The following is a 14,336-nucleotide window of genomic DNA, read 5'->3' on the forward strand; positions in this document are numbered from 1 at the left end:
GGTCTGCGGGGCGAGGCCCACCACCGCCTGGAGCCTGCGGCCCCGGGCCAGGCCGAGCACCCGCTCGCTGCCCCTGCGGCGGAGCCTCGCCGCGGTCTGCTGCCCGGTGCGGCCCGTCAGCTCCAGCCGGTCCAGGGGCCCGAGCACCCATCCGTTGTCGCGGCGTGTCTCCAGGGGCTGATCGGGGTCGAAGAGCCCGAAGAGCCGCTCGCTGGTCCGCCCGGGTTCGGCGCCGCCGAGGAGTTCCAGGTCGATGGGCTCGTAGCGGTCGCCGCGCAGCGCCTCCTCGTCCAGCACCACGGTGTCGACCTGGCCCAGCCGCCGCAGACAGCTGCGGTCCATGGCCAGGACGCCGCGCAGCGCGAGGAAGCGGCCGAGGCTGGTGGCGAACCCCTCCCGGCCGGCTCCCGGGGCCCTGGGCACGGACGCGAACGCGACGGCCAGCCCGCGCCGGGGACCGGCGAAGGGGACGGCGAGGGCGCCGGCCACGGCTCCGGCGGCCATGGAACGCTCCGCGAAGCGCTCCACGGTGTCCTGCGGGGACGGTCCGGGCCGCTCGACCACGATCGGCTCGGCCACCACGTCCTGGGGGCCGTGGACCAGCTGCGGCTCCATCGCGGCCCAGGCCCGGCCCTCCGCCTCCGCCTCCCGCCACAGGGCCAGCCGCTGGAGGAGGTCGAGCGCGATCCCCCCGCCCCGGGTGGCCACGCCCTGGGTCAGCGCGCTCAGCACCGGCAGGGTCGCCTCGGTGGGCTCCCCGCGGGTGACGGCCAGGACCAGGCGCCGCAGACGGGGGTGGTTCTGGATGACGGACATGGCGGCGGCCGCCTCGGCCGGCAGCCTGAGCCACGGGGCCAGGCGCAGCGCGGTGGCGACGCCCAGCCCGGCGACGTCGGCCGTCAGGACGGCCAGGGACTGGGCCGCCTTCGGGCCGCCGGAGGGATGGCGCGGCTCCGGGGCCCACTCGTCGAACTCCTCGGGGGGCGCGGCGGGCGCCCGGGCCTCGGCGCGCTCGATCCGGGTGATCAGGGCCTGTTCGGACGGGGGTGGTTTGTCCACGGCCACCACGACGCGTTCGGAGGGCGCGTTCACCCTCGCCCACCGCACCCGCGGATGCTCTTCGAGGGCCTGTTCCACCCGGCGGGCCACCCGCTCGCCGCCGGTCCCGTGCACCCCGCGGACCTCGATGTAGTAGCGCCCCGGATACGACCAGACCCCGCGATGCGGCCGGACCAGCCGTCCGATGGCTCCGGTGGCGTCGCGTACCCCGGCCGCCACACCGCTCCTGAGGGGCGCGAGCAGCGAGGGCGGCATGGGCAGGCGCAGCGCTGACAGGGGTGACATCGGGGGGACCTCCGCTCTCCGGGCAGCCCGCCCGGTTCATCCCGATTACCCTGAAAAAGGAAGAAGATTCCGTCCGACATCACCGTGTGGATGTGAGATCAGTGACCACTCCCACCACGTCACGCAAGCGCGGTTCCCCGGCGGCCGCGAAGAAGACGTCCCCGGCGCGCGGCGGTGGCACGTCGGCGAAGTCCCGGACCGCGGCAGCCGGCTCGAAGTCCGCGCAGACCTCGAAGTCCGGGAAGACCTCGCAGCCCTCGAAGACCTCGCAGCCCTCGAAGGCCTCGCAGGCGAAGAAGGCCACGCGGTCCACCGGGGCGGCGAAGAGCACACCGCGGCAGCGGACGGCGAAGGCCGCCGCCAAGGCCCCCATGGAGGTTTCGCGCAGCGACGGCAAGCGCAGCCTGACCATCACGGTGCCCACGTTCGACACCATGGGCCACGCCACGAAGGAGACCCTCGACACGGTCGGCCACGCCACCAGGGAGACCCTGGACTCGGTCGGCCACGCCACGAAGGAGACCTTCGGCACCGTCGGCCACGCCACCACCCGCGCCACCGGCGGCGCGGCGAAGGCGGCGCTGAAGCCGGTCGAGCTGGCCCGCCGGGTGCTCCCGGCCAAGGGCGGGCTCCCGCTGTACGTGGGGCTGGGCGCACTGGGTGCCGTGGAGGTCATCGAGTGGCCGGTGGCACTCGGCATCGGCGTCGGTTACGCGGTGCTGCGCAAGGGAGGCATCATGGCGCCACCGTCCGAGAAGCCCCCCGAGGGCCGCGCCGAGACCGCCGCCACGGGGCGCGCCAAGAGCCGCTCCGAGACCCGCGCCCGGACCCGCAGGTCCGCCAAGACCGCCGCGTAGCGCCAACCGCCGCGCAGCGCTCCACCGCCGACGGGGCTCACGCCCGTTTCTGACCGCAAAGCGGGCAGAAAGCGGGCACGACTATCTCAGAAACAGACACGCCACAGTCGCCGTAGCATTGGTATACACCAGGAAGCGGATCTAACACCCGTTACGCAACTCCCCCCTGGGGCCCGGCGCACTGCCCAGGCCGCGGTGCGCCGACCCTCCGTCACCTGGGGGTTCACCTGGGACGGACGACCACTCCGTCATGAAACGACCGAAAGCGGTGACTCCTCTTGGCCCTCCCCCACAGCGCTCAGAGTGCCCCTCGAGTGCCCGGACAGGCAGCCGTCGCCTCGCGGCACGCCACCGGAATGGCCACGCTCGCCCCCGACCTCCACGTGATCGCCGGGGACGAGGACTTCTTCCGGCACTTCGGCGCGTCCTCCGCCGAGTTGTGCGGCCGGAGCCTGTTCGACCTGTTGCACCCCAGCACCCCCTCCGCCCTGCGGGAACACTTCTCGCGGCTGCACGACGGACGGCGGACCCGCTTCACCGAGCGCGTCCTCGGCTACCGCTCACGCGGCCGGGTGTTCTCCGGCAAGCTGACCGGAACGGCGATCCAGGGCAAGTCCGATCGGCTCTCGGCGATCGTCGTCATGGTCAAACCCGATGACGAAAGGCCCGAGGAGGACGCCACCCCCGCCCACCAGAAACTGCTCTCGCCACTGGAGGCCCGGATACTCGAGGGGGTGGCCACCGGCGCCTCGACCGTGCAGATGGCCGCCAAGCTCTACCTCAGCAGACAGGGGGTCGAATACCACGTGGGGTCGATGCTACGGAAGATGAAGGCACCCAATCGGGCCGCCTTGGTCTCCCGCGCCTACGCGGCGGGCATGCTGGCCGTGGGCACCTGGCCGGCCCAGGTGCGCCCGGAATTCATCAAGTGACACTCCGTCAGCCAACCCCCTGACACCCACGGGATCAGCCGACCCCCTGACACCCCACGGGGTCAGCCAATCCTGAACACCTCCCGGGCCCGGGGCCGTTCGCGGTCCCGGGCCCGTGGCGTCCGGCCGCCCGGCCGGTACGTCACCCGCCCCGGCGTGGAACGCCTCCGCCGCTCAGTAGGCTGAGCGGGCCATGCGTTCATTCCCCTCCGGGCGGCGCGCCACGCGACGACGCCCCCGCCCCCACCGGCCGCCACGCGGCCTCGTGTCCGCCGTGCTGGCCGCGTGCGCCGCCGTGACCGTCACCGGCTGCGCCGCCGAGGCCGGGGTGCGGGACGACGGCGCGGCGCCCACGCTGTCACCCCCGGCCAGCTCGGTTCCGCTGTGGCCCGGGTACACCCCGCCGACGCTGCCCTCCCCCCGTGAGTCGTCCCCCTACGTCCGTTATCTGCCGGTGGACAAGGTCCGGGTGCCCGCGGGTGGGCTGGCCCGCCTGTCGGCGAAGAAACTGCTGCTCAACGACCCGAACGTGCCCGCGGTGGTGCAGAAGGAGATCTCCCTCTGCCCGGGAGACGGCATCTGCCCGCTGCGGGACGCCGTCCACCGCGATCTGACCGGCGACGACCGGGACGAACTGGTGGTGGCGGCCGATCTGCCGGAGTTCGGGCGGACGCTGCTCCAGGTCTACACGGCCTCGGGCCGCACGGTCCGCCCTGTGCTGATCTACTGGGGCCCGCTGGGGCTCACCGGCGAAACCTCCGGCCGCGATCTGCTGATCAGCGCGATCGGCGCCGACGGCCGGGTCACCACCCGCTTCCGCTGGAACGGCCACGTCATGGCGGCCCTGACGCCCGACGGCACGGCCACCCGGCCGGACCTCCAGGGGGCCGTGCCCGCCGGACCCGAGGCCGTGCCCGCCGTGCCCGAGTCCGTACCGGAGGCCGTATCGGGCGGCGCCGGCGTGGCGGACGAGGCCCCCCGTACGGAGACGAGGACCCCGCGATGACCACCGCCTTTCCCCCGCCCGGCGCCGCCCCGGGCCCCGGCTCCCCGAGCACGGCACATCTGCTGCTCGTCGAGGACGACGAGGTGATCCGCAATACGGTGCGGATGTCCCTGGAGCGGTACGGATTCACCGTGTCCACCGCGGGCGACGGCCTCACCGGGCTGGAGCTCTTCCGTGAGCGGCAGCCCGATCTGCTGCTCCTGGACGTGATGCTGCCCGAGCTGGACGGCATCGGACTGTGCCGCAGGATCCGCGAGGTGAGCCTGGCGCCGATCCTGATGATGTCCGCACGCGGTGACTCCCTCGACGTCGTCTCCGGTCTCGAGGCGGGTGCCGACGACTACGTGGTCAAGCCCTGCGAGAGCGCGGTCCTGGTGGCCCGCATCCGCTCGCTGCTGCGCCGCGCCTCCTTCGGCCCGGCGGCCCGCCCGCCGCGTGAGGAGGCGCGGGGCGCGGCGCCGGAGGCGGACGGCGGGACCGGACCGGACACCCTCGTCTTCGGCGATCTGACCATCGACACCCTCGGCATGGAGGTGCGCCGCGCGGGACAGCCGCTGGCCCTGACCCCCACCGAGCTGCGGATGCTGCTGGAGTTCGCCGGCTCGCCCGGGGTGGTGCTGGAGCGCCGGACGCTGCTCAGCCGGGTCTGGGACCACGCGTGGCAGGGCGACACCCGGGTGGTCGACCTCCATGTGCAGCGGCTGCGGGCGAAGATAGGCGCCGAACGGATCGAGACGGTCCGCGGCTTCGGCTACAAGCTGAGGCGCTGACGATGACGCTGCGATGGCGGATCGTCGCGCTGGTCGCGGCGGCGACCTGTGCCGCCGTGGCCGCGGTCGGGGTGCTGGTGCACACCGCCTCGCGCGACCGCGAGCTGTCCCAGGCGCGCGACGCGGCCCGTACCACGCTCGACCGCGCCGCGCACGGCTATGCCCGCACCGGCGGCGTCCAGGGCTCCGGCGCGGTGCTGGACGCCCCCGGGCTCCCCGACGGGCTGCGGCGCCTGGTGCGCAAGGGGCATCAGGGCACCGAGTTCACCACCGGTCCGGGCGGGCCCGCGATGTGGGCGGCCCGGCCGGCCGACGGCCAGGTCCTGTCCGTACGCGTGGACTTGAGCACCGCGATGCGCGACATCGGCGCGCTGGACACCAACATCGTCCTGGCCGGGCTGATGACCACCGCCGTGGTACTGCCCCTGGGGATGCTGACCGCGGAGCGGATGAGCCGGCGGCTGCGGCTGGCGGCCGCCACCGCGCGCCGGATCGCGGCCGGCGACCTGGACGCCCGGATCTCCGCCGCGACCCGTCCGCACGACGAGATCGCCGAGATCTCCGGGGCCGTGGACTCGATGGCCGCCGCGCTGCAGGAACGGCTCCTGGACGAGCAGCGGTTCACCGCCGATGTGGCGCATGAACTGCGCACTCCGCTGATGGGCCTGGTCACCGCCGCCGAGCTGCTCCCGCCGGGCGAGGCGGCCGGGTATGTGAGCGACCGGGTGCGGGTGCTGTCCACCCTGGTCGAGGACCTGCTGGAGATCTCCCGGCTGGACGCGGGGGCAGAGCAGGCCGATCTGTCCCCCTGTCCCCTGGCGCCCGTGCTCGACGAGGCCATCGCCGGCACCGGGCTGGCGGCGCGGCTGCGGACCGGGACGGCGGGGGACACCGGGCAGCGGGACGGCGCGGAGGGCCCGAAGGTGTGGACGGACCCCCGCCGGCTGACCCGCATCGTCGCCAACCTGGTGGTCAACGCCCATCGCCACGGGCGTGAGCCGGTGGAGGTGGCCATGGCGGCGGACGGCCGGACCGTGACGGTCCGCGACCACGGCCCCGGCTATCCGGCCGATCTGCTGGAGAAGGGGCCGCAGCGGTTCCGCACCGGGGTCCGGGAGCGGGGCCGGGGCCATGGCCTCGGGCTGACCATCGCGGCCGGGCAGGCCCAGGTCCTCGGCGCCACGCTGGAGTTCGGCAACGCCCCGGACGGCGGGGCGGTCGCCACGCTGCGGCTGCCCGAGGGCCCGGAGCCCGCACCGATACAGGACTGATACACGGCCGAGCGCAAGTCGAGGCACGGCAGCGACCCCGCCGAGACCTCATGGCGCGGTTTCGAAGATCTTCGCTGAGGAGGATGGCGCCGACCCCCGCGAATCCTCGCGGCCGGGATCGACGGAGGAGTAATCGGTATGGCAGGTCCCCTGACGGCCCTGCGCGCACGGCGCGCACCGGACCCGGAGCAGGCGCCGCAGGACACCGGGCCCCCGGGGCGGCGCCGGGCGAAGGGCCGCGGGAAGGGCGGCGGAAAGGGGAGGGAGAAGGGGAAGCGGACCGGCATCCGGCGGTTCTTCACCTGGCGGAAGCTGATCCTCTATGTGGTCTGTCTGTTCGCCCTGCTGATCGGGGCGTTCACCGTGCTCTACTACTCCATCGACGTCCCCGAGGCCAACGCCCAGGCGAAGGCGCAGAGCAACGTCTACACGTACCGCGACGGCACGATCCTCGCCCGCACCGGCGAGATCAACCGCGAGATGGTCTCCCTGGACCGGGTGCCCACCGGCGTGCAGCACGCGTTCGTCGCGGCCGAGAACAAGTCCTTCTACCAGGATCCGGGCGTGGACCCGATGGGCATCGTGCGCGGACTGGTCAACACCGTGACCGGCAAGGGCACCCAGGGCGGGTCGACCATCACCCAGCAGTACGTCAAGAACTACTACCTGAGCCAGGAACAGACCGCCACCCGCAAGATCAAGGAGCTGGTGATCTCCCTCAAGGTCGACCAGCGCAGCTCCAAGGAGGAGATCCTGCGGGGCTACCTCAACACCAGCTACTTCGGCCGCGTCGCCTACGGCGTCCAGGCCGCCGCCCGCGCGTACTACGACAAGGACGTGGACGACCTCACGGTCGGGGAAGGCGCGTATCTGGCGGCACTGGTGCAGGCCCCCAGCCAGTACGACTGGGCCGTCGCGAGCCCCAAGGCGAAGCGCCTGGTGACCCAGCGCTGGAACTACGTGCTGGACAACATGGTCGACATGCACTGGCTGGACCCCGCGCAGCGGAAGGGGATGCGCTTCCCCGAGCCGGTCGCCCCCGAGCCCGCCCCGGGACTCGGCGGCCAGGCCGGCTACCTCGTGGACGCCGCCCGCAATGAGCTGATCTCCTCGGGCGTCAGCGAACAGGAGATCGCCGCGGGCGGCTGGACCATCACCCTCACCATCGACCGGGCCAAGCAGCGGGCGCTGGAGAAGACGATGCGGCAGGGCCTCGACGGCTCCGCCAAGGGCAAGCGGGCCCGTGCGGACGCCGCCGGCACCCAGGGCGGCGCGGTCTCGGTGGACCCGGAGAACGGACACATCGTCGCGCTCTACGGCGGCCGGGACTACACCAAGCACTATCTGTCCAACGCGACCCGCGGCGACTACCAGGTGGGTCCGGTCTTCGAACCGGTCGTCACCGCCGCGTCCATCGACACCAAGGCGCGGCAGAAGCCGACCGCCGACAGGCTGAGCGCCGTCAGGAGCACCGCCCGTGCGCTCGGCATGGACACCGACAGCGGCGGCTTCGACACCGAGCAGTCGGTCAATCTGGGGTTGATGGGCTCGAGCCCGATGAAGCTGGCCGGTGTCTACGCCTCCTTCGCCCACCAGGGCGAACGGGTCACCCCGAGCATCGTGAAGTCCGCGCGGCGCGGCGACGAGACGGCCGGGCCGCCGGACGCGGTGGGCGACCGGGCGATCGACGCCGAGGCGGCCCGGATGATCACCCGGAGTCTGATCGACGACGGCAGGCCGGACGCGATGCGCGCCGTCAGACGGCCCATGGCGGGCAAGGGCGGGGTCTCCGACGACAAGCGGGCGGCCTGGTTCGTCGGCTACACCCCGGATCTGGTCACCGCGGTCGCCCTCTTCGGCGAGGACGCCACGACCCGCAAACAGATCCGTTTGAAGAACGCCGGCGTCCCGCGGGTCACCGACCTGTGGAGCCAGTACACCGACCGGGCGCTGAGCGGAATCCCCGCGGCCTGGTTCGACGACGGGTCGGGAGCGATTCCGATCCCGACCCCGACGACACCTAACGAACCGTGAGGGCGGCGGCGAGGCCGCCGGAGAGGGCCGCGGCCCCGAGGAGACAGACCAGCAGGAGCCGCCGGCGCAGCGTCCGGTAGACCTCCCGGTACTCCGCCCGCAGCTCCTCGCAGCGCCGCACCACCGTGCGCAGGTTCCGCTCGGTGACGGCCAGCTGGTCCTGGACGTAGAGCCGCTCGACCTCCGCCCGCTGGGCGGAGGTCAGCCAGTCGAGCCGGCCGGTGAAGCGGCGGGCCCGTTCCCGGGCCGCGTCCCGCTCCGTCTGCAGTAGCAGATAGCCCTCGATCTGGTTGATTCCGGCGGCGATACCGGGGGGCTCGGCGGCTCTGGCCATGCTCACGCCACACTCTCCTTCTGGCCGACATCGGGATGGTGCAGATCGAACGCGGGGGATTCGGAACGGATCTTCGGCAGGCTGGCGAAGTTATGGCGCGGCGGCGGGCAGGAGGTCGCCCATTCCAGTGAACGGCCATAGCCCCAGGGGTCGTCGGTCCCGACCTTCTCGCCGTACTTGGCAGTCTTCCAGACGTTGTAGAGGAACGGCAGGAACGACAGGCCGAGGACGAAGGAGCTGATGGTGGAGACGGTGTTCAGCGTGGTGAAACCGTCGGCGGCCAGATAGTCGGGAATTCTGCGGAGCATTCCCTCGGCGCCCAGCCAGTGCTGCACCAGGAAGGTGCCGTGGAAGCCCAGGAAGAGGGTCCAGAAGGTGATCTTTCCGAGCCGTTCGTCCAGCATCTTTCCGGTGAACTTGGGCCACCAGAAGTGGAATCCGGCGAACATCGCGAAGACCACGGTGCCGAAGATGACGTAGTGGAAGTGGGCCACCACGAAATAGGTGTCCGAGACGTGGAAGTCCATCGGCGGCGAGGCCAGGATCACGCCGGTCAGACCGCCGAAGACGAAGGTGATGAGGAAGCCGACGGACCAGAGCATCGGGGTCTCGAAGCTCAGCGATCCCTTCCACATCGTGCCGATCCAGTTGAAGAACTTGATACCGGTCGGCACCGCGATCAGGAACGTCATGAACGAGAAGAACGGCAATAGCACACCGCCGGTGACATACATGTGGTGCGCCCAGACGGTGACCGAGAGTCCCGCGATGGAAATCGTCGCCGCGATGAGCGAGACATAGCCGAACATCGGCTTGCGGGAGAAGACCGGAATGACCTCGGAGATGATGCCGAAGAACGGCAGCGCGATGATGTAGACCTCCGGATGGCCGAAGAACCAGAAGAGGTGCTGCCACAGCAGCGCGCCGCCATTGACCGCGTCGAAGACGTGCGCCCCGAATTGGCGGTCGGCCTCCAGGGCGAACAACGCCGCCGCGAGCACCGGGAAGGCCAGCAGCACCAGCAGACCGGTCAGCAGCACATTCCAGGTGAAGATCGGCATCCGGAACATCGTCATGCCGGGAGCGCGCATGCAGATGATCGTGGTGATGAAGTTGACCGCACCGAGGATCGTGCCGAAGCCGGAGAGGGCCAGACCCATGATCCACATGTCCGCGCCCACACCCGGTGAGCGCACCGCGTCCGACAGCGGGGAGTAGGCGAACCAGCCGAAGTCGGCCGCGCCCTGCGGGGTCAGGAAGCCGCCCACCGCGATCAGCGAGCCGAAGAGGTACAGCCAGTACGCGAACATGTTCAGCCGCGGGAACGCCACATCGGGCGCACCGATCTGCAGCGGCATGATCCAGTTGGCGAATCCCGCGAACAGCGGGGTGGCGAACATCAGCAGCATGATCGTGCCATGCATGGTGAACGCCTGGTTGAACTGCTCGTTCGACATGATCTGCGTACCCGGCCGGGCCAGCTCGGCGCGCATCAGCAGCGCCATCACCCCGCCGATGCAGAAGAAGGCGAACGAGGTGATCAGATAGAGCGTGCCGATCGTCTTGTGATCGGTGGTGGTCAGCCATCGGACGGCCGTGGCCCCCGGGCCGGGGCGGCGCGACGGCGGGGCGGCCGGTGGTGCCGCGACAACGGTGTTGTTCTCCATGACCGCTAGGTGTCCGGCACCCTCCGAAGGGTCACCCGGACGGGCGGCCGGATTCCTCGCTGCCGGGATGTGATGATCCGAGGCATGCCGGACACCTACGGATCATGAGCACCGACGACGCCTTCGACGCCGCCTACCGTGAGCATTACTGGGCGGTCAGCCGTTTTGTGGCACGGCGGCTGGACGACCAGGCATGGGAGGTCGAGGAAGTGGTCGCGGAGGTCTTCGCGGTGGCCTGGCGGCGCCGGGCCGACCTGCCCGAGTCGCCACTGCCCTGGCTGTACGGGGTGGCCCGGAACTGCCTGGCCAACACCGTGCGCGGCAAGGGCCGTTACCGCAGGCTGCTGGCCAGGCTCGGCCACCACGAGGTGACGCGCGGCGGGCGCACCGTGGCGAGCCCGGACGCCGAACGGCCGGGCTCCTGGGTGCTGGAGGCGCTGTCCCGGCTGACCGAGACCGACCAGGAGGTGCTGCGGCTGACGGCGTGGGAGGAGCTGACGGTCGAGGAGCTCGGCACCGTGCTGGGGTGCGGCCGGTCCGCCGCGGCGATGCGGCTGCACCGGGCGCGGCGGCGGCTGCGGGAGCAGATAGAGACCCTGGACCCGACGGAACGGGTCCCGCTGGGATGCATGAGCGACAAGGCCGGCAGGGCCGGCCAGGCCGACAAGGATGGACACGCATGACCGACGAACTGGATCTGCTCCGCGGCGCCAATCCCGTGTCCGCCGACACCGGCCCCTGGCGGGACCGGCCGCTGGACGCGCGGGCCGAACAGCTGCTGCGGAGGCTGCCCTCCCGGGACCGGCGGCGCCGTACCGTCCAGCGCACGGCCTGGAGCGTGGCGACCGCCGCGGCCGCCACGGTGGTCGCCCTGGCCCTGACCGTCTCCGACAGCGGCTCCTCGCCCGCCGTGGCCGCGCCCCGGCCGCTGGTGGCCCATGTCTCCCGTACCGATGTACCGCTCGCCGAGATCGTCCGGCGGGCGCGGGCGGCGGCCGGGGGTTCCACGGAGAAGAGCGAGCGGGGCAGCCATGTGCAGACCTGGGCGCTGGCCATGGAGTCGGGGAAGGACGCGGTGACGCTCCCCGTGGAGTCGCTCACCCGCTGGAACGCGGACGGCAGCGGCTCGCTGCTGGAGGTGGCCACCGATCCGCGCCACCCGGGCCGCCCGGTGATCGCCGACGGTACGCCGCCGCATGCCGTCCACGACGGCGAGGTGCTGCGCAAGGCGACGTATCCGCCCGGTATCCACGGCGCCAACCAGGACTACTTCGAGGATCCCCCGGCCGGTGCCGCGGCGCTGCGCGAGTACCTCGCCGTCTGGTCGCCGGGCGCGGACCGCGATGCGACGGAGCTGATCTCGGCCGTCGAGTCGTTCCTCACGGTGTGGACTCCCGGCCCGCGCCAGAGGGCGGACATCGTCACCCTGCTCTCCCGCATCGAGGGGCTGCGTCCGGCCGGCAAGGTCACCGACCGGGTCGGCCGGGAGGGGCAGGCGTTCCAGTACACCCACTCCGGGAGCCGGCACCTGATCGTCCTCGACCCGGACGACGGCAGGGTGCTGGACGTCGAGGAGACGGCCACCCGGGACGATCCCGAGTACCGGGTGAAGGCGGGCGATGTGCTGTCCTACCGGGCGTGGATGTCCTGAACCGGGCCGCTCCAGCCGCTCCCGCCGCTCCAAGGCGGCCTCGCGCCGGCGACGGCGTCCGCGGGCCGGCACCGCCCTGGGTGGTCCGGACGCGCCGTTCGCCATCGAGGAGACCGTCCCCTTGCCGGTGGACGTCCCGCTCTCCCGGCTGGGCACGCCCGGCCTGGCGCATCCGGACCGCTTCGGCCGGACCGTCCCGTGGTGACCGGTGATCACCCGGGCCGGTTCTGCTGGCAGTGGGGGCACCACAGGGTGGTCCGCCCCGTGATCCGGGCGCGGCTCAGCGGACGGTCGCAGCGGGGGCAGTGCGGGTCCGGAGCGTCGCGCCGTCCGGTGAGCCAGTCCGGCTCGTCCGGCACCCGCCCCGCCCGCACCGAGGCGCGCAGCACCTCGCGCATCGCGGTGTGGAGCCGGTCGCGCTCCGCTCCGGTCAGCGTGTTCACCGGCCGCTTGGGATGGATCCGCGCCCGCCACAGGATTTCGTCGCCGAGCAGATTGCCGAGCCCGGCGACCACACTCTGGTCGGTCAGCGTGGCCTTGACACCTCCGCGCCGCCCCGCCAGCAGCCGGTCGAGGTCGGCCCGGTTCAGGGAGAGCGCGTCCGGGCCCTGCTCGCCGAGGATCGCGTCGAGGTCGGCGTCGGTGGCGGCGAGCCAGACGCCCTGGAGTTTGCGCTGGTCCTCGTAGCCGAGGCGATGGCCGTCGTCGAGGTCGAAGGCGACCCGCTCGAACCGGCCGACCGGTTCGGATTCCGCCCCGCAGACCAGCCGCCCGGTCATGCCGAAGTGCAGCACGACCGTGGGCCCGTCGGTGGGGGCGATCAGCCACTTGCCGTGCCGGCGCGGCGCGGCGAAGCGGCGGCCCTTGAGCTCGCGTTTCAGCCGCTGGGCGGTCACCCCGCGCAGCACCCCCGGATCGGCCACCTCCGCCCGCTCCACGCGGTGGCCCTGGGCGCAGGAGGCCAGCGTCCGCCGGAACCCCTCGACATCGGGTAGCTCGGGCATAGCGTCAGGCTACGTCAGGGACCCGCGCCCCGCTTCGCCAGTTCTGCCCCTTTTGCGGCATTGATACCTTTGTATGGTTTTATCAGATAAAGTACTGGAATATGCGATTCATGCGCTCCACGCCGGGGGCGAGCGGTCGCAGCCAGACACTTTTCGCGATCACGCGGTGTCTGCCGTTTCTGGTGCTGGCGGCGGTGCTCAGCCTTGAGCTCTCCCCCGCCCACACCCTCTACACCGGCCCCCTGCTCTCCCCGGCACCGGCGCTGGCGGCGGTGACCATGGGACCGGTCGGCACCGGCGGGACGGCGGGCCTGGCAGGCGGGGTCAGCGCGATCACCGCCACCCACAACCACGCCTGGGGCGGCCAGCACGTGTACGCGAATCTGCTGGCCCTGCTGGTGGTGGCGGTGGCGAGCGTGGCGACCAGCGCGGTGCGGGTGCGCCGGGAACATGAGCTGACCCGGATCCGCCGGATCGCCGAGGTGTCCCAGAACGTGGTGCTGCGGCCGCTGCCCGCCCGGATAGGCGTGGTGAACACCGCGAGCGTCTACATGGCGGCCGAGCGCGGAGCGCAGATCGGCGGGGACCTCTACGAGGCGATGTGCACCCGCTACGGAGTGCGGCTGATCGTCGGGGATGTGCGGGGAAAAGGGCTCGCCGCGGTGCGGTCCGCCGCCGCCGTGGTGGGCGCCTTCCGGGAGGCGGTGCACTACGAGCGGGACCTCACCGAGGTGATGCGCCGCTGTGCGGCCGCGCTGGCGCGCGAGTACGGCCTGCTGGACCGGTCCGAGCTGCGGGATCCGCTGGAGCTGGAGGAGCAGTTCGTCACCGTGCTCCTCGCCCAGGTGCCGGACGATTCGACGGTCCAGCTGATCAACCGCGGCCATCCGCCGCCGCTGGTGGTGCGCCACCACAAGGTGCGCGCCCTGTGCCCGGTCCGCCCGCTGCCGCCGCTGGGCCTCGAGGAGTTCCTCGGCCCTCACCCGATCCGCGTCGAGAGCTTTCCGTTCCTGCCCGGTGACCGGCTGCTGCTGCACACCGACGGAGTGATCGAGGCCCGTAACCGCTGCAACGAGTTCTTCCCGCTGCACCAGACCATGGAGAGGCTGGACGGTACCACCCCGTCCGAGTACCTGGACCGGCTGCGCCACGCCCTGCTCCGGCACGCCGAGGGGCGGCTGACGGACGACGCGGCCATGGTCCTCGTCGAACGGGCCGCCGCCCGCGCGGAACAGCCGTCGCCCTGAGCGGCTCCCCCGGCGCCCCGGACCCTGCGCACCGGCCCGGCTCCCCCGGCCCGCTCCCCGGGCCATGCGCGACGGCCCGGGCGGGCTCCGCGCGTCCCGGCCGCCGCGCCACCGGCGGGACGGCACCGCGCGGCGATCACCGCGCCTCGCCGCGTCGTGCGACGGACACGACACGACGAACGAGTGACGGCGNGCCGACGCGAGGCGNGGGTCGGNGCG

The 14,336-nt window shown here is 72.3% G+C and carries 14 protein-coding genes; 9 read left to right on the forward strand and 5 right to left on the reverse strand.

Annotated elements, in window-relative coordinates; all coding sequences use genetic code 11:
• Positions 1–1,344: heavy-metal-associated domain-containing protein (locus tag AXW62_RS46760; RefSeq protein WP_370682939.1), on the reverse strand; the 1,344-nt coding region annotated here is incomplete at its 3' end.
• A 79-nt stretch (positions 1,345–1,423) separates the two neighbouring features.
• The gene (locus AXW62_RS43240) at positions 1,424–1,717 is read right to left on the reverse strand and encodes a hypothetical protein (RefSeq protein WP_060946842.1); all 294 of its coding nucleotides are present in this window, start codon (positions 1,715–1,717) and stop codon (positions 1,424–1,426) included.
• Here AXW62_RS43240 and AXW62_RS27240 point away from each other — a divergent pair.
• From AXW62_RS27240 to AXW62_RS27265, 6 genes are all read left to right on the forward strand, one after another.
• A complete protein-coding gene (locus AXW62_RS27240) occupies positions 1,716–2,201 on the forward strand; it encodes a hypothetical protein (RefSeq protein ID WP_060946843.1) in 486 nt (161 codons plus the stop codon). The genes AXW62_RS43240 and AXW62_RS27240 overlap by 2 nt on opposite strands.
• 356 nt (positions 2,202–2,557) lie before the next feature.
• Entirely contained in the window at positions 2,558–3,133 is a 576-nt protein-coding gene (locus AXW62_RS27245; RefSeq protein ID WP_060946844.1) for a helix-turn-helix transcriptional regulator, read from the forward strand.
• Positions 3,134–3,398: 265 nt separating this feature from the next.
• Positions 3,399–4,139, forward strand: a complete 741-nt coding sequence (locus AXW62_RS27250; protein ID WP_174556439.1) for a hypothetical protein — start codon at positions 3,399–3,401, stop codon at positions 4,137–4,139.
• Complete coding sequence (gene cseB, locus AXW62_RS27255) at positions 4,136–4,909, forward strand: two-component system response regulator CseB (RefSeq protein WP_060946846.1); 774 nt, start codon at positions 4,136–4,138, stop codon at positions 4,907–4,909. Before AXW62_RS27250 ends, cseB begins: the two co-directional genes overlap by 4 nt.
• Before the next feature lie 2 nt (positions 4,910–4,911).
• Positions 4,912–6,180: a sensor histidine kinase gene (locus AXW62_RS27260; RefSeq protein ID WP_060946847.1), complete on the forward strand. Its 1,269-nt coding sequence runs from the start codon at positions 4,912–4,914 to the stop codon at positions 6,178–6,180.
• 138 nt (positions 6,181–6,318) lie between these two features.
• Positions 6,319–8,214, forward strand: coding sequence for a transglycosylase domain-containing protein (locus AXW62_RS27265; protein WP_060946848.1), 1,896 nt, complete (start codon positions 6,319–6,321; stop codon positions 8,212–8,214).
• Here the strand turns inward: AXW62_RS27265 and AXW62_RS27270 are convergent.
• Together AXW62_RS27270 and ctaD are read right to left on the reverse strand one after the other, a co-directional pair.
• Positions 8,201–8,548, reverse strand: coding sequence for a hypothetical protein (locus AXW62_RS27270; protein WP_060946849.1), 348 nt, complete (start codon positions 8,546–8,548; stop codon positions 8,201–8,203). The genes AXW62_RS27265 and AXW62_RS27270 overlap by 14 nt on opposite strands.
• Before the next feature lie 2 nt (positions 8,549–8,550).
• On the reverse strand, positions 8,551–10,215 hold the full coding sequence (gene ctaD / locus AXW62_RS27275) for an aa3-type cytochrome oxidase subunit I (RefSeq protein WP_060946850.1): 1,665 nt from the start codon (positions 10,213–10,215) through the stop codon (positions 8,551–8,553).
• A 104-nt stretch (positions 10,216–10,319) separates the two neighbouring features.
• On the opposite strand from ctaD, the gene AXW62_RS27280 reads away from it, so the two are divergent.
• Positions 10,320–10,898: an RNA polymerase sigma factor gene (locus tag AXW62_RS27280; RefSeq protein ID WP_060946851.1), complete on the forward strand. Its 579-nt coding sequence runs from the start codon at positions 10,320–10,322 to the stop codon at positions 10,896–10,898.
• Positions 10,895–11,866, forward strand: coding sequence for a CU044_5270 family protein (locus tag AXW62_RS27285; protein WP_060946852.1), 972 nt, complete (start codon positions 10,895–10,897; stop codon positions 11,864–11,866). Before AXW62_RS27280 ends, AXW62_RS27285 begins: the two co-directional genes overlap by 4 nt.
• Before the next feature lie 212 nt (positions 11,867–12,078).
• On the opposite strand, the gene AXW62_RS27290 is transcribed toward AXW62_RS27285, so the two are convergent.
• Entirely contained in the window at positions 12,079–12,870 is a 792-nt protein-coding gene (locus AXW62_RS27290; RefSeq protein ID WP_060946853.1) for an Fpg/Nei family DNA glycosylase, read from the reverse strand.
• A 101-nt stretch (positions 12,871–12,971) separates the two neighbouring features.
• Here AXW62_RS27290 and AXW62_RS27295 point away from each other — a divergent pair, with 101 nt between their 5' ends.
• On the forward strand, positions 12,972–14,117 hold the full coding sequence (locus AXW62_RS27295; protein WP_060946854.1) for a PP2C family protein-serine/threonine phosphatase: 1,146 nt from the start codon (positions 12,972–12,974) through the stop codon (positions 14,115–14,117).
• Positions 14,118–14,336 lie beyond the last annotated feature (219 nt).

Source organism: Streptomyces hygroscopicus subsp. hygroscopicus (genome assembly GCF_001553455.1).
Lineage (GTDB): Bacteria > Actinomycetota > Actinomycetes > Streptomycetales > Streptomycetaceae > Streptomyces > Streptomyces hygroscopicus.